Consider the following 22,413-nt stretch of genomic DNA (forward strand, 5'->3'; position numbering starts at 1 on the left):
AGCGGTCAGATGCGAATGCGTGGGTCTGCCGCCGCCTGAAGTACGTCGATGATCGCGTTCACGGTCACGTACCCGACACCGACCACCAGCGTCACACCCGCGATCCCGGGGAAGTCGCCGGACGGAATGCTCTGGGCCACATACGCGCCCACTCCCGGCCAGCCGAAGATGACCTCGACCACCGCCAGGCTGGCGAAGATGCCGCCTACCTGAAGCCCGATCATCGAGAGCGTCGAGCCGATCGAGTTCCGAATGCCGTGCCGCGACAGGACTCTCCACTCGCCGAGGCCCTTTGACCGCGCGGTGCGGATGTAGTCCGAGTCCATCGTGTTGGTCAAGCTGCTGCGAAAGACGCGGGCGACGGCAACCGCGGGAGTCAGCGCAAGGACGGTGACCGGGAGAACCAGATGCAGGGCGGCATCTCCGGCCAGTGCGAAGTCGCCGGCAAGCAGAGAGTCGATGAAGACGACCCCGGTGGGGCTCTGGGGAACATCGAACGCCGCGGTCTGACCACTGGCCGGAAGCCACGCAAGTTGGGCGTAGAACACCACGACGGCGATCAGCCCCAGCAGAAACGGCGGGACCGAGGCCAGACCGATGAGTGCGTTGTTCAGCACCGAGGTGCCGCGGACACCGCGCCCGGCGAGCGCGCCCACCGTCAATCCGACGACAACAGCCAGCGTCAGCGCCAACGCGAGCAGGGTGAGACTGGCCGGCAGGTACTGGAGCACGTCCTCGCTGACCGGTCGCCGGGTGCGGATGGAGATACCCAGATCGCCGTGGAGCAGCCGATCGATGTAGTGGATGTACTGGGAGGGCAGCGATCGATCCAGCCACAACTCGTGACGCTTGGCCGCCAACGCCTCCGGCGATGCGCTGGCGCCGAGAATCTGCTTGGCGGGATCTCCCGGCGTGGCCTGGCGAAGCAGGAACAGGGTGCCGGTGAGGACGAGCAACACGGCGACGAGCGCGAGCAGTCGATTGACGACAAATCGAATCATTGAACTACCTCCTATCGATTGCCGAGCATGATGCGGAGGGCGTCCCCGGCCTTGTTGGCGATGAAGGCGGCCAGAAGAACCGTCATTGCAGGCGCGACGGAGATCCAGGCGGCGTTGAGCAGCATGGGAATACCGGCGGCGGCCATGCTTCCGAGCTCCGGTGCCGGTTGGGGTGCGCCCAGGCCGATGAACGACAACCCGGCCAGGGTGACGATCAGGCCGCCGACGTCCAGGCTCGCAGCGACCAGGATTGTGGGGATCGCACCGGGGAGCAGGTGCCGCCCCCAGAGCCGGAGTACTCCGACCCCGGCCACCCGAGCCGCCTCGACGTGAGGCCGCGCGGCGAGCTGGCGGATCTCCCCGCGGACGATCCGGGAGTAGTAGGGCCACCACACGACGGCGACGCCGATCAGGGTGTGGGTCAGCGAAGGCCCGAGGGCGGAGACGACCGCGATGGCGAGCACCGGCGCCGGCAAGGCAAGGAAGAGATCGGTCAGGCGCATGAGAAGCGTGTCGACCCAGCCGCCCACCGCTCCGGCAACCAGACCGATTCCGCCGCCGATGACCAGGCCGGAGGCGATCACCGCCAAGGCAGCGAACCAACTCGTCCGCAGGCCCAACAGGCACCGGCTGAGGAGATCCCGGCCGGCATCGTCCGTGCCGAACAGGAATGCGGAATCCGGCGGGGTGAGGGGAGTTCCGGCCGGAATCAGGGCACTGTGCGGCGCCAGCAATGGCGCGGTCAGCGCAACCAGGGTGAGCGCGATCAGGGCCCCCACCCAGAACCGCTCGGACCAGCCCGCGTGCGTGCCAGTGCGGATCGCCCGGCGGGGGATCAACCAACGGCCGGGGCGGACAGCGACCTCGGTCATTGCGGGGCCTCCTGATTGAAGCAAGCGACGCGCTGCCCGACCACGGGCGTGGCCGTCAACGTGGGTATTGCCGTGCACTCCGGCAGTGCGCGATCGCACCGCAGGCGGTAGGCACATCCGTCCTGGGGGAGTCCGGATTCATCGGTGGCAGCGGCGGTGACGTGCGGGTGGGGTTCCAACTTCGGTATCGCATCGAGCAGTGCCCTCGTGTAGGGATGCCGGGGCGCGGAGATGACTTCCTCGACCGGTCCTTCTTCCACGATCCGGCCCATGTACATGACGACGAGCCGATCGGCGACGATGCGCGCTGCGGCGATGTCGTGAGTGACGAAGAGCATTGCCATGTCGAGGTTCCGGCGCAGGTCGCCCAGCAGATTGAGTACCCCGGCGGCGCGCGAGACATCGAGCGCGCTCGTCGGTTCGTCCGCGAGAAGTAGGGCCGGGGGTTCGACGATCGCGCGAGCGAGCGCAAGGCGTTGCCGCTGACCGCCGGACAGCTGGCGGGGCTTGAGCGGCAAGGCGGACTGCGGCAATCCGACATTGGTACAGGCGACCCGGACCTTCTCCAGCCGGCTCGCCCGATCGAGCCCGATACCCCGCAATCGCTCACCGATGAGTTCGGCAGCGGTCATCCACGGCGTCAGAGACGCGCCGGCATCCTGAAACACCATCTGAGGTCGTACCGCGCCGCCGAAGTTCAACTGGCCGGCCGACACCGACTGGAGCCCGGCCACCGCCCGCAGCAATGTCGACTTGCCCGAACCGCTCTCTCCGACGATGGCGACGCACTCCGTGTTCCCGACGGTGAGGTTCACTCCGTCCAGGGCGTGCAGGACGTGGCGGCGGCCCCAACCCGACCGCGACGTGAACGTGACGCTGACGTCGCGGACCTCGAGGGGGACGGTTGTCGCCGCCGCGTCGGCGATGACCTGTGAGTCGATCAGCTGCCCGACCGCCCCGGTGTCGGCGGTCGGCGCCGGCACGTCATCGAGGACACAGGCGGCCAGGTGCTTGGGCACGGGTCCACGGAACTGCGGGGTTCCGGCATCGCACGCGTCGTGGTGGTACTCGCACCGGGAGCTGAAGATGCACCCGCCCGGCTCACTCGTCGGCGCGGGAAGATCACCAGGCATCTGGGGGAGGCGGTGGGTGCGGTCGGTGGACAGACTCAGGCGAGATTGCAGCAGAGCCCGCGTGTAGGGATGCCGGGGCGTGTGGATGACCTCAGAAGCCGGCCCCGCCTCAAGGAGGCGCCCGGCGTACATGACGGCGATCCGATCGGCGATCTGTGCCGCCACCCCGAGGTCGTGGGTGATGAAGAGCATGGACGCATCGGACTGGCCCCGCAGGTCATGCAGGAGCCGGAGGACACGCGCCTGAACCGTGACGTCGAGGGCCGTCGTCGGTTCGTCCAGAACGATCAGGCGCGGCCGCCGGACGATGGCCATCGCCAGCATGACGCGCTGTCTCTGGCCGCCGGACATCTGGTGCGGGTACCAGCTCATCCGCTCTTCCGGCTGGGGCACGCCGACTTCGGAGAGGATGCGGATCGCCTCGGCCCGATCGGTCGCAACCTCCAGGATCTGGTTGCCGATCGTCATCGTGGGGTTGAGCGAGGTCATCGGATCCTGGAAGACGGCTCCCAGCGAATTCCGTCGCAGCTCACGCATTTGGCCCGGCGAGGCCGAGATGACAGGTACACCGCACACTGCCATCTCGCCCTCGATGACGGGCCCGGCCTCGTCGGGCAGCAGGCCCAGCAGGCTCAGCCCCAGGACGGTCTTGCCCGACCCGGACTCGCCGACGAGACACACCACCTCGCCCGGCTGGATGTCCAGAGACACCCCACGCACGGCGCGGACCGTTCCGTCCCCGGTCGGGAAGGACACCCGCACGTCCTTCAGGCCGGCGACCGGAGCCGGGGTCGCTTCCTCCGATCGATCCGCCTTCGCGGGCGACGGGCTCAGCATGGCTTGATCGATGGGAGGCGCAACGCCCACATCGTCGTGAAGTCGTGCTCCCACCCGCACAGACCGGAGCGCGCCACGATGACGGCCCGCTGATCCGCCAAGGGCAGGTAGTTCCCGCTGGTGGTGTAGAGGTCTGCCGCCGCCGCGTACTTCTGTGCAGCTGCCGCCTCGGACTCCGCCCGCAAGCCATCGACGATGAGCTGATCAGCGGCAGCCACGTTCGTCGGGGCGAAATAGCTCAGTCCGCCTGTGCGGGAGTAGAAGACCGTCGGAAACGCCGAGGGGTCCGCGTCGTCAGAGTTGGCCGGCAGGATGAGCATGTTGGGACGACCCTGATCCTGCGTCGGCCAGGCCCAGGTCGTCTCCTGAGTGACCCCGCGGGTGGTGACCTCGAGCCCGGCAGCGCTCAACTGGGTCTGCAGCAACTGGGCGACCTGGGCGTTCAGCGCGTCGTCGGTGGTGTAGGCCAGATCGACTTTCTTCGAGGGCAGCGTCGCGACCAGAGCCTTCAGCTTGCTCGGATCGTAGGTCGGGTTGAAGACGCCCTTGCCCCCGGGGAGCACGCCAGCCGGGAGGATGCTCGTCGCCACCGAAGCGGTGTCTCCGTACACCTGATCGACGATGGCCTTGCGGTCCACTGCCTGCGCGATCGCCTGGCGTACCGGCTCGGAGTTGAACGGCTCCATGTCCGGGTTGATCCAGGCGTTGAGCCGAACGATGGACGGCAACATCTGGGTCTGGAATTTCGGCTCGGCGAACCGCTGCAGGTCGCGGAACGGCACCCCGTGGTAGATCAGGTCGAGTTGCCCCTGTTCGAGCATGAGCTGCTGGGTGGTGAAGTTCGGGACCATCGAGAACTGCATCGTCGGGAAGCCGGCCTTCTCACCCCAATACCCGTCGAAGCGCTTGAGTTGATAGCTCTGCCCGGGGCTTACCGCCCCGAGTTGGTAGGCACCCGTGCCCGCCGAGTGTGTCGCAAGCCATTTCTGTGCGTGGTCCCCGTCGACAGTGTTGTCCGCCACCGCTTTTGAGCTCACAGCGCGAATTCCGTAGGGGGACGCGAGATAGTGCAGGAAGGCCGAATTGGGTTGTGACAGTTTCAGCACGAGGGTAATTGGATCGGGCGTCTCGATGGTCTCGACATCCTTGACGAGGTACACCGTCGCGAGGTCGAGAGCCTTACGGCGTTCGATCTCGGCCTTCCAGGACGCGGAGTCCATTGCTGTGCCGTCGTGGAACTTGACCCCGTCACGCAAGTGGAAGGTGTACGTCAGCCGGTCGGGTGAGACGTCCCAGGAGGTGGCCAGCAGCGGATCGATCTCCGTCGAGGAGTCCCCGCGGTACTGGACCAGGCCTTCGTAGGCCGCCTGGACCACACTCATCCCTTCGCCGTCCATGAAGACGTCCGGGTCCAGCGACCCGGGGTCGTACGAGAAGGCCAGGCGCAAGGCATCGCCGGGAGGCTGGCCGGCGACGTTGGAGCCACCGCAGCTGGCGACCGTGAATGCCAGGGCGATTGTGGCGAGCACCGTGGGAACGAGTCGTCGATTCATGGTCAGGGCACCATCCGATCGGGTGTGGGCGGTTGAGATTGTTCGATGAGGGAGGCAAGGGTTGGGCGACGTGCGGTTGTCGCCGGGTGTTGTCAGGCTTCGGTGAGGTAGCGGCGCACGACCGCAGCACCCGCTGGGTCGTGGTTGTCGAGAAATTGCACGACGTCGCCGACGGGCCCGATCCCGGCCTGAGGGCCGAACTCGGTGACGGTTCTGGCGGCAGCCGCATTGGCGAATACCAGTGCGGCCTGCAGGTCCCAGCCGGCAGTGAGGCCGTACATCAGCGAGCTGCCGAAGGCGTCGCCGGCGCCGGTGACATCCACGGCCGAGACGGGGATGCCGGCGATCGCGATCCGGGTGCCGTCGTCGGTGTGGGCCGTGGCGCCGCCGGCACCAAGGGTGACGACGACGGTCCTGATCCCCTTCGCGAGCAGAGCCTCGACTCCACTCCCTCCGGGTGAACGCGCATCGAGCCGGGCCATGCCCACCTCATTGACGAGAACGATGTCGACCGCGCTCAGCAGGTCGTCGTGTTCTTCACCTTCGGCGCAGACATCGAGGTCCACCGCCACGGTGACTCCCGCCGCGCGCACGTCTTGCAGCAGCTCGCGGCCCGAGACGTCACCGGGCGGCCGGAGCCGGTGCAATTCCATCGGCGTGGAGTAGATGAACGGTGCCGTCGCGAGATCTCGCCCCAACTCAGGCGTTACGGGGACCTGGTATTCCCCGACCTCGGGAATGAACACCACATGCTCGTCCCCGACGAGGTAGATCATCGTCCGTGAGTCGTTCAATGCCGGATCGGTGAGCACGTGGCTCACCCCGACGCCGTTGTCCCCGAGACGGTGCAGCAACTGCTCTGCCACCGCCCCACCGTTGAGCGCCGTCACCAGTTCGCAGGAACCGGAGTACCCGGCATACCGGCAGGCCGCGTTTGCGATCATCCCGCCCGTAACCGGAGGGAGCATCTGCACCATCGCCTTGTCGGGTGGAGTCGGCCACTTCTCCATGCGGTAGTACTCGTCGAGGGCAACATCGCCGATGAAGACGGCGGTGCGCCCGGCGGCAGGGACCGGCGCGCTCATCCGATCACCACGGGGCCGTCGAGCAGGTCCACCCACGCCGCGTCCGATTCGGGGACGCGGCCGGCGATCCACAGGTAGCTCGTCGCCGAGTCCCGGCCGCGGCAGGCGTCGTGCCAGACACCCGGCTCGAGAATGACGACATCACCACGTTCGAGAGTGAAAGCCTCGACCTGCGCGGCCATGGGCGCAGGCCCCTGGGTGGGCGGCGCGACAGCGAGCACGATCGGGGCGTTCGTGCACACGAGGACCTCTGTCGTGGTGCGGTGCCGCTCCATCTGCTTGCATTCCCACGGGCCTTGGGCGCATGACGTCATGCCCAATTGGGCTGAGCCCAAGGTCAATTCGCTTCGGGTGTGTACGTCGCTCCAACCGATACCCGCACCCCGCCCGACATCGTCTGAGTCCTCGGACAGGCGGAAGTGGGAACCGTAGGCCGCGAAGCCGGCCGAGGACACCGGCCGAGCGTCACACCGCATGGCTGACCTGTCGCCGTGCCGCCTCGAAGGCTGTCGCGAGGCTGGCGACGTGCTCGGTCTCCACCGGCTGGTCATCGCGGTGGAAGCGCTTGAAGTAGCTTCCGACGATCGCGCCATCAGTATCTGCGAGTTGCAGTGCCACGTTCTGCTCCGTCACCCCGGCACCCACGATCAGCGGGAAGTCGGGTCCGAGCAGATCCCGGAAACGTCCGATCTTGTTCATGTCCGTCACGCGTCCGGTCCCCGTACCCGTGACGACCACCGCATCGCACCGCTGTTCGGCCAGGGCGAGGTCGTCCCGCAGGGGCAATCCGGACAAGTACGGCTGGTACTTGAAGCGCACTCCGCCGAGTACGACGACGCCGGTGGATGAGCGCAACTCGGCCAGCCGGCTGCCGAATTCGGCATCCTGGTCGGGGGGAAGGTGTCCGGCCACCGAATCGAGCTGGACGAATCGCGCGTAATACTGGCTTGCCAGACGGAATCCCGCTTCCATGTCGCGCAGCGCATTGACGCCGTACACGACATCTGACCGGTGCGAGGCCAGGTAATCCAGGACTTCCTCGACGACCGGGAGGGTCGCGAAGTAGTCCTCGACGATGACAGCGTCAACCCCGTTGTCCAGGTACTGGTCGAGTTCCTCCTTCGCGATGGCGACCTTCTCGGCGTTGTCGTCTCCGCGAAGGTGCAGCATGCCGATCAGCGGTTGGTCGACGCCAAAGCACTCGCGAAATCTCACACGCGCAGTTCTCACTGTGGTTCTCCTGTTCTCACACCGGCGATGGCGCCGGCAAACTTGCTGGTCGTGACACGCCGACGACAGGCGTCGGGCGTCGGGTTCGAGGTGGGTGGCGGGTCTGTGCGCTCGCAGGCCTACGTATCGGTCCCGCCCACGGTGACCATGACCCGCACGGCGGCGGCCTGCGGTGAGTACTGGACCGTCGTGCGTTCCACGATCTCTCCGGCGGCGTCGTGCACCACGCCATTGACCTGGGTGAGGCAGCACACGGAGGGCTGCAGGTCAAGCCACTCCCGCGCCAGATCGGTCGGTGGCACCGCGCAGATCTCCAGTTCGGTGTGGTGTGGGGAGACGCCGTACTCCTCGCGGAGAACCTGATACAGCGATTCGACGGAGAAGTCGTGCTGGTCCAGGTTCGGGAAGCGTTCCAGTGACAGTCGGGATTCGTCGATGTTGACGAAGACGGTTTTGGAGTCGGTCTTCAATCCTCGGACGCGCACCAGGTGCAGCATCGGCTCGCCGGTGCGGTGATCGACCTCGCACTGGATGACTTTGGTCGTCGGCCGTTGCTGCTGGCTGCGGGCGAATTCGGTGAAGCTGCCGAAGTTCCAGATGCTGTGGCTCACCGGCGCCATCCGGACGTAGGTCCCTTTACCCCGGACCTGCTGGACCATTCCCTCACTGACCAGGATGGCCAGGGCGTTGCGGATCGTCCCACGCGTGGTCCCGAACATGCGCTGCAGTTCGGACTCCGACGGCAGGAGGCTGTCGTCGGGGTACGCGCCCGACACGATCATGCGCTTGAGATAGGCGCCGATCTGGACGTACAGCGGTGAGCGATCCTGCTCGTCCAGCAGCGGTGAGCGATCCTGCTCGTCGTCCAACAGCGTCATCGGCGTCCTCTCCGGGGTAGTTGTCTACCTGTCTATACATCTATCCCAGTGAGCTCGATCACGTCAAGGGTTCCATGGGACCGGAGTCACGTCCCACTGAAAAAGGCCCCATCCCTTGCGGGATGGGGCCTTGTCAGCTCGGCGTATGAAGTTTGCTGTGAAGCTCAGGCGCTGCGGCGGATGCCCCGCTTGAGCAAGAGCTCGCGCTCGGACTCACTCAGGCCGCCCCAGATGCCGTACGGCTCGCCGACGGCCAGTGCGTGTGAACGGCACTGGGTGATCACCGGGCAGCTGCGGCACATCTCCTTGGCGCGCACCTCACGTTGAGCCCGGGCCCGTCCGCGTTCACCATCGGGGTGGAAGAACATCGATGAATCGACACCACGGCAAAGTCCTTGCATTTGCCAATCCCAGATATCCGCATTGGGTCCGGGAAGCTGCTGCGGCTGCGGCATTTGGAAAACCCCTCTCTGCTCGCCCATTTCGCCAACGCGGGCGGGTTTGAGTCGGTGGAACCGAACTGAGCTCATGTCGCCGATGACCGCTCGTGCACACAAACTAGGGGGACTGAATAAACCGCGTCAATAGCCTGCCGGTGTGCTAAAGGGCATAATCGCAGGTCGAGAATTTACATCACGTTCATCGTTGCGATGCCTTGACGGAGACATGAGTGTTAGGGCAGTGGCAACGGTCTTCAGGTTTCCCCTGTTCGGGCAGGCGGGAGCGTTGTGTGCAATTCCGGGCGGGCGATAGTTAGTTGACATGCCATTAACATTTGAGTCATCAATTGTTAACTAATGACCGGGGAGCAAAGTGAATTTCGGAGTATCCGCCGGCCCCGCGTTGCCCGGGGGTTTGCAAGGGCCTCGGGATTGATAGCGTCGCGAACCGATGACTGCAATCGCAGCGGCCGCTCCGGCCCTGGCTGACGCCGCCTTCGGGGCCGACCCCGGCCGGTGGCCGTTGCCCCCTGCAACCACCCCGCACGAGCGGTGGCTGCGGGCGGTCGCCGCCGGAGCGCAGGGGCGTTACGGCTGTGCCCTCACCGAACTCGACGCGATCCTGCGGTGCCGGGACTCCGGTCCGCTGGTGTCGCTGGCGCACAGCACCCGGGCCTCGTTCCTTCGCCAGCTGGGTGGGCATGAGCGCGCTCGCGGCGCCGACGGTCAGGCGTGGGCTCACTGCGGCGACGATGACGAGGCTGCCTCCGACGCGCTCGTCGGGCTGGCCGCCGATGCCCTCGGGGTCGGGCGCTTCGGTGTATCGGCCCGGCTGCTCGACCGGGCGCGCGCCGTCGACACGCCCGGCGACTCACGTCAGCGGATCCGGCTGGCATGGGTGAGCGCCGAACTGGCGATGGTGCAGGGCGACGGTGCCACGGCGGTCGAACACGCCCGCCGCGGTGTGGCGGCGGCTGCCGGTCACCGTTCGACGCGCCACGCCGTGAAATCTGATGTCGTGCTCGCCGCAGCGCTGTGTAGTGCCGGCGAGGTGGACGCGGCGCGGGAGGTCGCCGACGCGGCACTGCCGGCCACCGAGAAATCCGGGTTGATCCCGCTGCGGTGGGCGGTGGCCTGCGTGCTGGCCGATATCGGGAGTGCCTCGCACGACGCCGCGCAAATCGGCCGGATCCGTGACCTCAGCGCCGATACAGTGCGTCGCAGAGGCGGGGTATGGGCCGGCGCGTAGAACCGGCACCGTCACGGTTCCGCCTGATTTGATCGTTATTGTTTAGCTGAGCCAATCGCCGCGAGTGTCGGTGCAACGTAACGCTGGAGAGATCGCCCACGATGACAAGTTCGGGAGACCGTCTCGACATTGTCGTTGCTGAGGCAGTGGCAGGTGATCGGAACGCGCTCTCGGAAGTGCTGGAGATCATTCGGCCGATCGTCGTTCGGTATGTCCGGGCGAGGGTGGGGGCGACCGAGCGCAGTGGTCTGTCAGCTGATGACGTTGCGCAGGAGGTGTGCTTGGCCGCCATAACGGCGCTGCCGCGCTACAAAGATCAGGGACGCCCGTTCCTGGCCTTTGTGTATGGCATCGCTGCGCACAAGGTTGCTGACGCGCACCGCGCGGCGGCCAGGAATCGTGCCGAGCCCACCGATGTGGTGCCCGAGCGGTTCTCCCTTGACGCGGGGCCCGAGCAGTCTGCGCTCGACACCGAATCTTCTGAACGGATGGCCAGGCTGCTGTCCGTGCTGCCCGAAAAGCAGCGCGAGATCCTGATCCTGCGTGTCGTGGTCGGCATGAGTGCCGAGGAGACCGCCGAGGCGGTCGGCAGCACCGCCGGTGCGGTGCGCGTCGCTCAGCACCGTGCCCTGGCCCGGCTGAAGAACGAGATCATGGCGACGGGGCGGGATCATGCCTGACTTCGGCCGCTGGACCTCAAACGGTGGTGATCCGTCCCTCAACGAGATCAACCGGTCCGAGAAATTCATCGAGGCCTTGTCCCTCGAGCGTCAGGTCTATGCCACCGACCGGGAGGAGGCCGAACTGGCCGTCCTGCTGGCCGGGTGGCGTGACGACGCACGGCGCACCCCGATGTCGGGCATCGCGACGCCCCGCGAGGCGGTTGCGGCGCTCAACAAGGCCACCGGGCAGGGGCGTGTGCGCATGCCGATGGCGCTGGTGGGGTCGATGGCCGCCGCGCTGCTGTGCCTCGGCGGGTTCGGCGCGGCCGTGTACGGCTCGGGCCCCGGCGACGCGCTCTACGGCGTGCGCGGACTGGTCTTCGGGTCGGCGCCGGTGACGCGCGATGTGGGCGTCGAGTTGGCGTCCAGTGAGCTCAAACAGGTTCAGCAGCTGATCGACGAAGGGCAGTGGGAGCAGGCGCAGCAGAAGCTGCAGACCCTCACCACCACGGTCGCCACCGTCGGTGACGAGCAGCGCAAACAGGAACTCGTCGACCAGTGGCAGCAGCTGTCGGTGAAGGTGGAGAACCGCGATCCGAACGCGACCGTGCCGCCTGATGCGCCGCCGGTGGTGTTGCCTGAGGTGACCGTGACGACGACACCGTCGTCCCCGGCTGAGAGCACGTCCGAGCAGACCCCGACGACGACGCCGACAACCGGACCCTCGACCTCACCGACCGAGACCACACCCGGCTCGGAGACATCGAACCCGTCGGCGACATCGACGCCGTCGGAGACCTCGCAACCGACGACCACTGCGCCGTCGACGCCGCCGTCCTCGTCCGCGACACCGTCGCCGACGACCAGTGCCGAGCCGACGACGAGCGCGTCGGCCCCGGCGACCGCTCCGTCGTCGGCGACCTCACAGCCTTCGGCGACGCACACGACATCGGTACCGACCACCTCGGCCGCTCCGGCAGCTGAGCCACCGCCGGTGACCACCACGACCGTCGCGCCTGCGGTGGAACCCACGTCTGTGCCGTCGGCACCGCCGGTACGCGCCACGACGCCTGCGCCTGTCGAGAACGGTAGTGGCGCAGATCACGAGGGCCCGGCGGGCGGGCGAGGTGGGGGGTCGGCGTTGCCGACGGTCGAACTGCCCCTGTTGCCGGGGCTAGGCGGCAATCAGCGGTAGCCGTCGGTGTCCGAGGTGGCCTCGTTGAGGGAGGCGTCGGCGTAACCGCGGCAGTAGTCCCACGTCACGTAGGCATCAGGCTCGGGATCATAGGCCGGCTCGTGCGGGCGTACCGTGCCGTCGACAAGTAGCTGCAGCAGGTTGGCCCGCAGCATGTCCCAGTCGTGGTAGTGGTCCTGCTGGCATTCGTCGCAGCAGACGACGAGGCCACGAATTCCCTTGTGCGCCAACAACGCTTCGTACACCGCGAGATCGGCTAGATCAGCCTCGACAGCCGTCCGTTCCTGGGGGTCCAGAGGCTGGCCCGGCTCGATCGCGTCCAGCGCAGCCGACGGATCGCAAGGATCGTCGGCAAACGGATCGGGCGGCAAACCAGGGGGGAGGTGGTCACGCACGAGTCCCACACTACGCAGCCGTACTCCCATCGCGCCAGCCGTCCTGATGTGCGCCGTGAGGTGCAAGGAACGGCAACATCACTGTCAATATCCGAGCCGATAGAATCGGGTTACAAGCCCCACGCCTGCCACTGGAGGCCCCACCCATGTCGATCGCTGAAAGCAGCGTTCCCATTGCCGTACCCGTGCCGACCGGCGGCGATGATCCCACCAAGATCGCAATGCTCGGTCTCACCTTTGATGATGTGCTGCTGCTCCCGGCAGCCTCCGATGTGGTCCCGGCCACCGCTGACACCTCGAGCCAGCTGACCCGCAACATCCGTCTGCGGGTGCCGATGGTCAGCTCCGCGATGGACACTGTGACCGAATCGCGGATGGCCATCGCGATGGCCCGTGCAGGTGGCATGGGCGTACTGCACCGCAACCTGCCGGCGGCCGAACAGGCCGCCCAGGTGGAGACGGTGAAGCGGTCGGAGGCCGGCATGGTCACCGACCCGGTCACCTGTTCGCCGACCAACACCCTGGCCGAGGTCGACGCGATGTGCGCCCGGTTCCGGATCTCCGGCCTGCCGGTCGTCGACGACGCCGGCTCGCTCGTGGGGATCATCACCAACCGCGACATGCGCTTCGAGGTGGACGAGAACAAGCCCGTCGCCGAGGTGATGACCAAGCCGCCGCTTATCACCGCGCAGGAAGGCGTCTCGGCAGAAGCCGCGCTGGGCCTGCTGCGCCGTCACAAGATCGAGAAGCTGCCGATCGTCGACGGGCACGGAAAGCTGACCGGCCTGATCACGGTCAAGGATTTCGTCAAGACCGAGCAGTTCCCGCTGGCCACCAAGGACAGCGACGGCCGGCTGCTGGTCGGCGCCGCTGTCGGCGTCGGTGACGATGCGTGGGCCCGGGCCATGACGCTGGTCGACGCGGGGGTCGACGTGCTTGTCGTCGACACCGCCCACGCCCACAACCGGGGCGTGCTCGACATGGTGGCGCGCGTGAAGAAGACGGTGGGCGACCGCGTCGAGGTGATCGGCGGCAACGTCGCGACCCGCGCCGCGGCGGCCGCTCTGGTGCAGGCCGGTGCCGATGCGGTCAAGGTCGGTGTCGGCCCCGGCTCGATCTGCACCACCCGCGTGGTCGCCGGTGTCGGCGCCCCGCAGATCACCGCCATCCTGGAGGCCGTCGCGGCCTGCAAGCCCTACGGGGTTCCGGTGATCGCCGACGGCGGTCTGCAGTACTCCGGCGATATCGCCAAGGCGCTGGCCGCCGGCGCTTCGACGGCCATGCTGGGGTCGCTGCTGGCCGGCACTGCGGAGTCGCCCGGTGACCTGATCTTCGTCAACGGCAAGCAGTTCAAGAGTTACCGCGGCATGGGCTCACTGGGCGCCATGCAGGGACGCGGCGGTGGCAAGTCCTACTCCAAGGACCGCTACTTCCAGGACGATGTGCTCTCCGAGGACAAGTTGGTGCCGGAGGGTATCGAGGGCCGGGTGCCGTTCCGCGGTCCGCTGGGTTCGGTGATCCACCAGCTGACCGGCGGGTTGCGGGCAGCCATGGGCTACACCGGCTCGGGCACCATCGAGCAGCTGCAGCAGGCGCAGTTCGTCCAGATCACGGCGGCCGGGTTGAAGGAAAGCCACCCGCACGACATCACCATGACTGTCGAGGCCCCCAACTACTACACCCGCTGAATCGGTGGGGCAGGAGACTAAGAACAGTCATGCGCGACATGGTTGAGATCGGCATGGGCAGAACCGCCCGCCGTACCTATGAGCTCGACGACGTCACGATCGTGCCGTCGCGGCGCACCCGTTCGTCCAAGGACGTCTCGACGACCTGGCAACTCGATGCCTACCGCTTCGAGGTTCCGGTCGTCGCGCATCCCACCGACTCCCTGGTGTCGGTGGAGTTCGCGATCGAGATGGGTCGGCTCGGCGGGCTCGGCGTGCTCAACGGCGAGGGGCTGATCGGCCGGCACGCCGATGTCGAGGACAAGATCGCCCAGGTCCTGGACGTCGCGGCGACAGCCGACGATGATTCGGCCGCCATCCGGATGCTGCAGCAGCTGCATGCCGCACCCCTGGACCCCGAGCTCCTCGGTGCGGCGGTGACCCGCATCCGTGAGGCCGGCGTGACCACGGCCGTCCGCGTCAGCCCGCAGAACGCCCAGGCACTGACGCCGACACTGGTGGCTGCCGGGATCGACCTGCTGGTCATCCAGGGCACCATCATCTCGGCCGAACGTGTCGCATCCGACGGTGAGCCGCTGAACCTGAAGACGTTCATCTCCGAGCTCGACGTGCCCGTGGTGGCAGGCGGTGTACTCGACCATCGCACCGCACTGCACCTGATGCGTACCGGCGCGGCCGGCGTGATCGTCGGCTACGGCTCCACGGCCGGGGTCACCACGAGCGACGAGGTTCTGGGCATCAGCGTGCCGATGGCCACGGCGATCGCCGACGCGGCCGCCGCGCGCCGCGAGTACCTCGACGAGACCGGCGGACGCTACGTGCACGTGCTGGCCGACGGCGACATTCACTCCTCCGGAGACCTGGCCAAGGCGATCGCCTGCGGCGCCGACGCCGTCGTGTTGGGCACGCCGCTGGCGGTGGCCGCCGAGGCCCAGGGCGGGGGCTGGTTCTGGCCGACCGCGGCCGCGCACCCGTCGTTGCCGCGCGGTGCCCTGCTGCAGGTGGCGGTCGGGGAGCGGCCGGGCCTGGAGCAGGTGCTGACCGGGCCGTCCGATGATCCGTTCGGTTCGCTGAACCTGGTCGGTGGCCTGCGCCGGTCGATGGCCAAGGCCGGGTACTGCGATCTCAAGGAGTTCCAGAAGGTCGGCCTGACGGTCGGGTCTTAGCGCCGAGCGGGGGATCGCATCGCCGATTTCTACACCACGGTAGTGATGGGCTCAGATCGCGACCCAGACGTAGAAATCGCCGCGGCATGACGGGACCCTTCTTTACAAGTTAGGGCTTCCTGTCTAGAAGTTACCCGGCGGTAGCGTCATACTGATCACATGAAGCCTGACTACGACGTCTTGGTGATCGGTTCGGGGTTCGGCGGCAGCGTCAGTGCGCTGCGGCTGACGGAGAAGGGCTATCGGGTCGGTGTACTCGAAGCCGGCCAGAGGTTCGCGGACGCGGACTTCGCCAAGACCTCGTGGGATCTGCGGAAGTTCCTGTGGGCTCCGCAGTTGGGCATGTACGGCATCCAGCGCATCCACCTGTTGCGCAACGTGATGATCCTGGCCGGTGCGGGTGTGGGCGGCGGATCGCTGAACTACGCCAACACCCTTTACGTGCCGCCGGCGCCGTTCTTCAACGACCCGCAGTGGAAGGACATCACCGACTGGCGTGCCGAGCTGATGCCGCATTACGACCAGGCCCAGCGGATGCTCGGCGTCGTGAAGAACCCGACCTTCACCGACGCGGACCGCATAGTCAAAGAGGTCGCCGACGATATGGGCTGCGGAGACACCTTCGTCGCCACGCCGGTGGGGGTGTTCTTCGGCCTCGACGGCGAGATGACACCGGGCAAGACCGTGCCCGACCCGTTCTTCGGCGGGGTCGGACCGGCCCGCACCGGGTGTATCGAGTGCGGGGAATGCATGACCGGTTGTCGCCACGGCGCCAAGAACACGCTCGTCAAGAACTACCTCGGGCTGGCGGAATCGGCTGGGGCGCAAGTGCATCCGATGACCACGGTGACAAGCTTCGAGCAGCGTGCCGACGGTCTGTGGGAGGTCACCACCGTGCGCACCGGCAGCAAGCTGCGTCGTCGCCGCAAGACCTTCACCGCGACACACTTGATCTTGGCGGCCGGGACGTACAACACCCAGAAGCTGCTGTTCAAGATGCGCGATACCGGCAAGCTGAACAAGCTCTCGGCCAAGCTCGGCGTGCTGACCCGCACCAACTCCGAGTCCATCGTGGGTGCGCAGACCCTCACGGTGACACCCGGCATGGATCTGACCCACGGCGTGGCCATCACCTCCTCGGTGCATCCCACCGCCGACACTCACGTCGAGCCGGTGCGCTATGGCAAGGGCTCGAACGCGATGGGGCTGCTGCAGACGCTGATGACCGACGGCACCGGGCCGCAGGGCACCGACGTGCCCCGCTGGCGGCAGTTCCTCGAACAGGGTCGCCAGGATCCGGGCAAGCTGATCCGTCTGCTCAACCCGCAGCGGTGGAGTGAGCGCACGGTCATCGCCCTGGTGATGCAGCATCTGGACAACTCGATCACCACGTTCACCAAGCGTGGGCCCGGCGGCAAGCGGGTCATGACGTCCAAACAGGGCCACGGCGAGCCGAACCCGACGTGGATCCCGGTGGGGAACGAGTTCACCAGGCGGATGGCGGAGAAGGTCGACGGGGTTGCGGGCGGCACCTGGGGCGAGCTGTTCAACATCCCGCTCACCGCGCATTTCCTGGGTGGGGCGGCCATCGGCGACAGCGCCGACCACGGTGTCATCGACCCGTATCAGCGCGTGTACAACTACCCCACGCTCTATGTCATGGACGGCGCCGCGATCTCGGCGAACCTCGGGGTGAACCCGTCGTTGTCGATCACGGCCCAAGCCGAACGCGCTGCGTCGTTGTGGCCGAACAAGGGCCAGGACGACCAGCGTCCGGAGCAGAATGAGCCGTACCGGAAACTGGCGCCGATCGCGCCCGAGCATCCCGTGGTGCCGGCCGAGGCGCCTGCCGGACTGCGGCGGCTGCCGATCGAACCCGTCAACTCGGGCGGTTAGTTCCCGCCCCGTTCCGGGTACCTAACCGTCGCCGGGCGGCGAGGTCCGGCCGGGAGGGGTGTGGCGCATGCGGAAGGTGTTCCACGACGAGTTGGCGGCACTGTCCACTCAACTCGCCGAGATGTGCGCGCTGGCGGTGAGTGCGATGCAGCGCGCCAATGCGGCCCTGCTCGACTCCGACCTGTCGTTGGCCGAGCAGGTCATCGCCGACTACGAACACATCGCCGCCTACGACTGCCGTATCGAGGAGTCGGCGTTTCGGCTGCTGGTCCTGCAGCAGCCGGTCGCCGGCGAACTGCGCGCGATCGTCGGTTCGATGCACATCGCCGCCGACCTCGACCGCATGGGAGCGCTTGCGGTGCACGTCGCCGACATCTCCCGGCTGCGCCATCCGGACTGCGCCCTGCCGGAGGAGGTGCGCGCCTGTTTTGCCGAGATGGGAGACCAGGCGGTGGGCCTGGCGCGGGCCGCAGAAGAGGTGCTGGTTTCCCGCGACCCCGATGCCGCCGCACGTCTGCGCGACGAGGACGATGCCGTCGACGCCGCGCATCGACATCTGTTTACTTTGCTGCTGGACCGCCCCTGGGATGACGGGGTGTGCTCGGCGGTCGACGTCGCACTGCTGGGCCGCTACTACGAGCGATTCGCCGATCACGCCGTCGAGATCGGCAAGCGGGTGATCTTCGAGGCGACCGGCGGGCGGCCGGTGCACAAGAAGCTGGCCTGAGCCGCTACCGGCCGGGAGCCGGGCTGGATTCGAGCAGCGCGGTGAACAGCCGGGTGAGTGTGTCGACATCGACCGTCCCCGGTTGCAGCACCTCCTCGGTGGCGATGCCGGAGATGATGGTGACCACCAGTTGGGCGAGTGCCGACAGCTGGTGACCGGGCAGGGACGTGCCGGCCTGTTCGACGATGCGCAGCGCTTGATCGGCAGCGGCGCGGCGGCGGGCCACCAGGCGTTCGCGCAGCTGGGGATCTCGGACCGCACGCAGCCAGTACTCGGTCAGCACGATCTGGTACTCGGTCTGATCGTGTATCGAATCAAGCGTTGACCGGCTCAATGCCGCGGCGATCGCGGCGGTGTCGCCGTGCCCACTGTCGAGAGCGGTTGCGATGAGGGCGCCGCGACTCTCGAACTGCCGGTCCAACAGGGCCAGGAACAGCTCGTCCTTGGATTCGAAGTTGGAGTACACCGCGCCTTTGGTGAATCCCGCGGCGTGACCGATGGCGTCGATGGTGGCGCCGGCGAACCCTTCGGCCGCGAAAACCTTGAGCGCTGCGTCGAGGATCCGGTCGCGGACCTCGTCGCGGGTGGGACGGGTCCGGGCGGGTTTGACAGCCGACATGGGGAACACAATACTCGCTGGTATCGTTTGGATACCAGCGAGTATCGAAAGGTCGGAGATGGAAGATCAGGACGACGCCGAGGACACCCGGGCGTCCGAGGGGGACGACGCGACCGAGGCGCCCGACGAGGACGCCGCGCAGGACGCGCCGCAGATCGTCACGGCCGGGTTGGGGGTGGACGGCGAGCACGGACCGTTGTTCTCGAACATCGACCTCGAGCTCACGCCGGGATTCCACGCCATTCAGATGCCCGGCGGCTGGGGCCAGACCGCACTGCTGCTCACGCTGGCCGGCCGGCTCAAGCCCACCCGCGGCACAGTGACGGTCTGCGGCGAGACCGCCCCCCGAGCGATCCGGCGGCACTGCGCAATCGCGGCGTTCGCCGACATCGACGAGCTGGAGGACTCGGTCACCGTGCAGACGGTGCTCGCCGAGCAGCGCCGGTGGCTGGCCCCGTGGTATCGACGGGTTCCGATCGAGGCCGGCGAATACGCACTGCGTGAAGTCTTCGGAGAACTGACGCCGCCCGCGGCCGAGACCTACATCAGCGAACTGTCCGATCTCGATCTGTTCCTGCTGAAGGTCACCCTGGCCCTGTTCTCGAATCGTCCGATCCTGGTGGTCGGCGACCTCGAACAGGTAAGGGACAACTCGCGCCGGGCGGTTGCAGTCGAACGACTCGGCGCCATCGCCACCCAGCGCACCGTCGTTGTCGGCGTGACCAATCCGCTCGGTGTCGAAGCCCCCGACCACGGTCTGCACGATCACCGCATCCTGACCGGAAAGAACGAACAGTGTTGAATTTTCTTCGCGCAAGCGGCTCATCCCCGCTTGCTGGAATCAACTTCGGTGCCCCGGCCGCCGGACTCGCCTTCGGCTCTGAGATCAAACGCTTCGGCCGCAGCCGGATGACCCGCGCCGCGATAGTGGTGCTGATGCTGTTGCCGCTGGTGTACGGCGCGTTGTACCTCTGGGCGTACTGGGACCCCTTCGGTCAGGTCGACAAGATGCCGGTGGCACTCGTCAATGCCGATCGGGGCGCGGTGGTTTCGGGCCAGCACATCAATGTCGGTGCCGAGATCGCCAAGAGCCTGACCGACGATGCGAGCCTGAACTGGCATGTGGTGGATGACGACGAGGCGCGTAGCGGCGTCGAACACGGCCAGTACTACTTCATGCTTGAGCTCCCGGCCGATTTCAGTGAGGCGATCGCGTCACCGCTGACCGGGAACCCCAAGCAGGCCAACCTGAATGCGGTCTACAACGACGCCAACAACTACATTTCGTCGAACATCGGCCGCACCGCGATCGACCAGGTGCTCAATGCGGTGTCGACGCGGATCTCGGGCCAGGCGGTCAACCAGGTGCTCTCGGTCGTGGTCAGCTCGGGCGCCGGGATCAAGCAGGCTGCGGACGGTGCGGCCCAACTCGCCGACGGGGCGGTGAAAGTCGATGACGGCGCCGGTCAGCTGGCAACCGGGCTTCACAGCGCCCGGTCCGGCTCGGCCCAGTTGGCCACCGGCGCCAAGCAGCTCTCCGACGGGATCACCAAGGCCACTGACCCGCTGGTCGCGGTGAGCTCGGCGCTGTCGAAGGTCGGTGGCGACACCCAGAAACTCGAAGACGGCACCGCGGCGTTGCGTCAGGCCAATGACCAGATCGGTGCCATCACCGGGGCGCAGGATTCCGCTGCGACGGCGCTGACGTCGGTGATCGATCAGCTCTCGGCCAGCCCGGATCCGCTCGCCAACAACGCGGCCGGAACGCTGCGGGGTGTCCAGGATGACCTTCGGGCCCACCAGCTCACCCCGCAGATCCGCCAACAGCTCACCGATGCGGAGAATGCGGCGATCTCGATGACCTCGTCGCTGCGCAACCCCGGCAGCCCGCTGAACTCCGCGCTCGATCAGGTCGGCAGCAAGAACTCCGATCTCAACGCCAAGCTGAACCAGCTGCGCAGCGGAGCTCAGCAGCTGGCCTCGGGCAACGCCGAATTGGCGAGTGGCATAGCCAAACTCGACACCGGTGCCGGGCAGCTGAAATCCGGCACCTCGCAGTTGCGGTCCGGATCGGCCGAGTTGGCGACCAAGCTCGCCGACGGCGCCGGCCAGGTGCCCGATTGGACACCCGCGCAGAAGGAGGCGATCGCCGACACCATCGGCGGCCCGGTCCACCTGCAGAACTCGGCCGAGAACGCCGCGCCGAACTTCGGCACCGGGATGGCGCCGTTCTTCATCACGCTCGCCCTGTTCTTCGGTGCGCTCGTGCTGTGGATGGTGTTGCGTCCGTTGCAGAACCGCCCGATCGCCGCGGAGGTACTGGCGATCCGAGTGGTGCTCGCCAGCTACGTGCCCGCCGCGGTGATCGGGATCTTCCAGGCCATCATCCTGTATTGCGTGGTGCGGTTCGCCCTGGGCATGCAGGTGGCACATCCGGTCGCGATGCTGGGCTTCATGATGCTGATCTCGTGCACCTTCGTGGCGGCGACGCAGGCGATCAACGCATTCGTCGGCCCCGCGGTGGGTCGGGTGCTGCTGATGGCCCTGCTCATGCTCCAGCTGGTCAGCGCAGGCGGGATGTATCCGGTGGAGACCACGTCACGCCCGTTCCAGGCGTTCCACAACTACGACCCGATGACATACGGTGTCAACGGATTACGTCAGCTCATCCTCGGCGGTATCGATCACCGGCTCTGGCAGGCGATCATCACCCTGCTGCTGATCTGGGTCGGTGCCCTGACCATCTCGTCGCTGTCGGCCCGGCGCAACCGGCTGTGGAACATCATCCGGCTGATGCCGGCGATCAAGATGTGAGTCAGACCGCCTGGAGCAGAGCGGCATCCGCGAGCGGCCGGCTGCGCTGCCCGTGGATGTCGACGGGCACGTCACCGGAGAGCGTCACGCGGTGCATCACCCGGCGCTGGTTGTCGTAGTCGTCGACAGCGCGGTGCTGGGTGGCCCGGTTGTCCCAGATCGCGACGTCGCCGGGCGCCCAGTTCCAACGAATGGTGTTCTCCGGAACGGTGATCCGGCGCTGCAGCAACTCCAGTAGCGTCGCGGATTCGTGGCTGTCCAGGCCGAGGAAGCCGCGGGTGAAGTCGCCGGCCACCAGGGTGCGCTCGCCGGTCTCCGGATGCACCCGGACCACCGGGTGCTCGGTACGGAAATCGGGCTTCTCGAACGCGGCACGCATCTGCTGTTGTTCGTCGGTGAGCGCGATCGCGGCTGCGGCGGCGTAGTCGTACCGGTTGCTGTGCACTGCCCAGAGGTTCTCGGTGAGGTGCTTGAGCGGGTCGGGTAGTGCCTCGTAAGCCGCGGCGGTCGATGCCCACAGGGTGGAGCCGCCGTACTCGGGCAGGGTGACTGCGCGCAGGATGGATGCGGCGGGGTAGTCGGGGACGAAGGTGACGTCGGTGTGCCAGCGGGTCGCCTTGGCGTACTCGGAGTCGATCGGCGTGATGATCGGAGCGCCGTCGTTCTTGAGCGCGTGATGACCGACCGGGGTTCCCAGCAGTCGCGCGAAGGCGTGCTGTCCCTCGTCGGTGAGGTGGTGCTGGCCGCCGAAGAAGATCACCTTGTGCTCGAGCAGCGCGCGCCGGATGTCGGCGACCGTGCTCTCGTCGAGATCCCCGCCTAACTGGACCCCGTCGATACGGGCGCCGATACGGCTGCCGAGCTTCTTGACGGTGAGGGGAGCGATGGTGGAAGCGGTCATCGGAACAGTCCTTTTCGCTGGTGGGAACAACTGTAGTCAAGTGACTACACCTGCATGTGAGCTAGTGTAACC

General features: G+C 67.0%; 21 protein-coding genes. 9 read left to right on the forward strand and 12 right to left on the reverse strand.

Translation table 11 applies throughout. The features are described 5' to 3' along the window. Nucleotides 1–5: 5 nt before the first annotated feature. The 9 genes from EYZ64_RS08400 to EYZ64_RS08440 form a co-directional block, all read right to left on the reverse strand. Nucleotides 6–1,001: an ABC transporter permease gene (locus tag EYZ64_RS08400; protein ID WP_135453028.1), complete on the reverse strand. Its 996-nt coding sequence runs from the start codon at nucleotides 999–1,001 to the stop codon at nucleotides 6–8. 11 nt (nucleotides 1,002–1,012) lie between these two features. Then, entirely contained in the window at nucleotides 1,013–1,873 is an 861-nt protein-coding gene (locus tag EYZ64_RS08405; RefSeq protein WP_135453029.1) for an ABC transporter permease, read from the reverse strand. After that, nucleotides 1,870–3,843 carry a dipeptide ABC transporter ATP-binding protein gene (locus EYZ64_RS08410; protein WP_135453030.1) on the reverse strand — a complete coding sequence of 658 codons (1,974 nt, stop codon included), beginning with the start codon at nucleotides 3,841–3,843 and terminating at the stop codon, nucleotides 1,870–1,872. Before EYZ64_RS08410 ends, EYZ64_RS08405 begins: the two co-directional genes overlap by 4 nt. After that, nucleotides 3,837–5,396 carry an ABC transporter substrate-binding protein gene (locus EYZ64_RS08415; RefSeq protein WP_135453031.1) on the reverse strand — a complete coding sequence of 520 codons (1,560 nt, stop codon included), beginning with the start codon at nucleotides 5,394–5,396 and terminating at the stop codon, nucleotides 3,837–3,839. Before EYZ64_RS08415 ends, EYZ64_RS08410 begins: the two co-directional genes overlap by 7 nt. 92 nt (nucleotides 5,397–5,488) lie before the next feature. Then, the gene (locus EYZ64_RS08420; RefSeq protein ID WP_135453032.1) at nucleotides 5,489–6,481 is read right to left on the reverse strand and encodes a carbohydrate kinase family protein; all 993 of its coding nucleotides are present in this window, start codon (nucleotides 6,479–6,481) and stop codon (nucleotides 5,489–5,491) included. Beyond that, on the reverse strand, nucleotides 6,478–6,936 hold the full coding sequence (locus tag EYZ64_RS08425; RefSeq protein ID WP_167857753.1) for an ureidoglycolate lyase: 459 nt from the start codon (nucleotides 6,934–6,936) through the stop codon (nucleotides 6,478–6,480). The genes EYZ64_RS08420 and EYZ64_RS08425 overlap by 4 nt, the downstream gene beginning before the upstream one ends. A 10-nt stretch (nucleotides 6,937–6,946) precedes the next feature. Then, on the reverse strand, nucleotides 6,947–7,711 hold the full coding sequence (locus EYZ64_RS08430; RefSeq protein ID WP_210115489.1) for a BtpA/SgcQ family protein: 765 nt from the start codon (nucleotides 7,709–7,711) through the stop codon (nucleotides 6,947–6,949). Between the two features lie 119 nt (nucleotides 7,712–7,830). Continuing rightward, a complete protein-coding gene (locus EYZ64_RS08435) occupies nucleotides 7,831–8,589 on the reverse strand; it encodes a GntR family transcriptional regulator (protein ID WP_135453034.1) in 759 nt (252 codons plus the stop codon). 164 nt (nucleotides 8,590–8,753) lie between these two features. Continuing rightward, nucleotides 8,754–9,044, reverse strand: coding sequence for a WhiB family transcriptional regulator (locus EYZ64_RS08440; RefSeq protein WP_029107049.1), 291 nt, complete (start codon nucleotides 9,042–9,044; stop codon nucleotides 8,754–8,756). Between the two features lie 436 nt (nucleotides 9,045–9,480). Between EYZ64_RS08440 and EYZ64_RS08445 the strand changes: the two genes are divergently transcribed. The 3 genes from EYZ64_RS08445 to EYZ64_RS08455 all read left to right on the forward strand — a co-directional run bounded on the left by EYZ64_RS08445 (nucleotide 9,481) and on the right by EYZ64_RS08455 (nucleotide 12,135). Then, nucleotides 9,481–10,278, forward strand: coding sequence for a hypothetical protein (locus tag EYZ64_RS08445; RefSeq protein ID WP_135453035.1), 798 nt, complete (start codon nucleotides 9,481–9,483; stop codon nucleotides 10,276–10,278). 101 nt (nucleotides 10,279–10,379) lie between these two features. Continuing rightward, complete coding sequence (locus EYZ64_RS08450) at nucleotides 10,380–10,958, forward strand: sigma-70 family RNA polymerase sigma factor (RefSeq protein ID WP_135453036.1); 579 nt, start codon at nucleotides 10,380–10,382, stop codon at nucleotides 10,956–10,958. Continuing rightward, nucleotides 10,951–12,135 (forward strand): anti-sigma-D factor RsdA, encoded by a 1,185-nt coding sequence (locus EYZ64_RS08455; RefSeq protein ID WP_135453037.1) that lies wholly within the window; start codon nucleotides 10,951–10,953, stop codon nucleotides 12,133–12,135. Before EYZ64_RS08450 ends, EYZ64_RS08455 begins: the two co-directional genes overlap by 8 nt. Here the strand turns inward: EYZ64_RS08455 and EYZ64_RS08460 are convergent. Further along, nucleotides 12,126–12,530 carry a DUF5319 domain-containing protein gene (locus EYZ64_RS08460; protein WP_003882245.1) on the reverse strand — a complete coding sequence of 135 codons (405 nt, stop codon included), beginning with the start codon at nucleotides 12,528–12,530 and terminating at the stop codon, nucleotides 12,126–12,128. The genes EYZ64_RS08455 and EYZ64_RS08460 overlap by 10 nt on opposite strands. Before the next feature lie 146 nt (nucleotides 12,531–12,676). Here EYZ64_RS08460 and guaB point away from each other — a divergent pair, with 146 nt between their 5' ends. From guaB to phoU, 4 genes are all read left to right on the forward strand, one after another. Beyond that, nucleotides 12,677–14,218 (forward strand): IMP dehydrogenase, encoded by a 1,542-nt coding sequence (gene guaB / locus EYZ64_RS08465; RefSeq protein ID WP_135453038.1) that lies wholly within the window; start codon nucleotides 12,677–12,679, stop codon nucleotides 14,216–14,218. A 38-nt stretch (nucleotides 14,219–14,256) separates the two neighbouring features. Next, nucleotides 14,257–15,384: a GuaB3 family IMP dehydrogenase-related protein gene (locus EYZ64_RS08470; protein WP_210115633.1), complete on the forward strand. Its 1,128-nt coding sequence runs from the start codon at nucleotides 14,257–14,259 to the stop codon at nucleotides 15,382–15,384. Between the two features lie 159 nt (nucleotides 15,385–15,543). Beyond that, nucleotides 15,544–17,280: a GMC family oxidoreductase gene (locus tag EYZ64_RS08475; protein ID WP_135453040.1), complete on the forward strand. Its 1,737-nt coding sequence runs from the start codon at nucleotides 15,544–15,546 to the stop codon at nucleotides 17,278–17,280. 67 nt (nucleotides 17,281–17,347) lie between these two features. Beyond that, nucleotides 17,348–18,007 carry a phosphate signaling complex protein PhoU gene (gene phoU / locus EYZ64_RS08480; protein WP_135453041.1) on the forward strand — a complete coding sequence of 220 codons (660 nt, stop codon included), beginning with the start codon at nucleotides 17,348–17,350 and terminating at the stop codon, nucleotides 18,005–18,007. 4 nt (nucleotides 18,008–18,011) lie between these two features. Here phoU and EYZ64_RS08485 read toward each other — a convergent pair whose 3' ends face one another. Continuing rightward, on the reverse strand, nucleotides 18,012–18,626 hold the full coding sequence (locus tag EYZ64_RS08485; RefSeq protein ID WP_234941143.1) for a TetR/AcrR family transcriptional regulator: 615 nt from the start codon (nucleotides 18,624–18,626) through the stop codon (nucleotides 18,012–18,014). A 58-nt stretch (nucleotides 18,627–18,684) separates the two neighbouring features. Between EYZ64_RS08485 and EYZ64_RS08490 the strand changes: the two genes are divergently transcribed. Continuing rightward, the gene (locus EYZ64_RS08490) at nucleotides 18,685–19,428 is read left to right on the forward strand and encodes a P-loop NTPase family protein (RefSeq protein WP_286174691.1); all 744 of its coding nucleotides are present in this window, start codon (nucleotides 18,685–18,687) and stop codon (nucleotides 19,426–19,428) included. Nucleotides 19,429–19,511: 83 nt separating this feature from the next. Beyond that, entirely contained in the window at nucleotides 19,512–21,440 is a 1,929-nt protein-coding gene (locus tag EYZ64_RS08495; RefSeq protein WP_286175268.1) for a YhgE/Pip domain-containing protein, read from the forward strand. Nucleotide 21,441: 1 nt separating this feature from the next. Here EYZ64_RS08495 and EYZ64_RS08500 read toward each other — a convergent pair whose 3' ends face one another. Then, nucleotides 21,442–22,341: a TauD/TfdA dioxygenase family protein gene (locus EYZ64_RS08500; protein ID WP_135453043.1), complete on the reverse strand. Its 900-nt coding sequence runs from the start codon at nucleotides 22,339–22,341 to the stop codon at nucleotides 21,442–21,444. Nucleotides 22,342–22,413: the final 72 nt, after the last annotated feature.

It is taken from the genome of Mycobacterium sp. DL99 (genome assembly GCF_004762045.1).
Lineage (GTDB): Bacteria > Actinomycetota > Actinomycetes > Mycobacteriales > Mycobacteriaceae > Mycobacterium.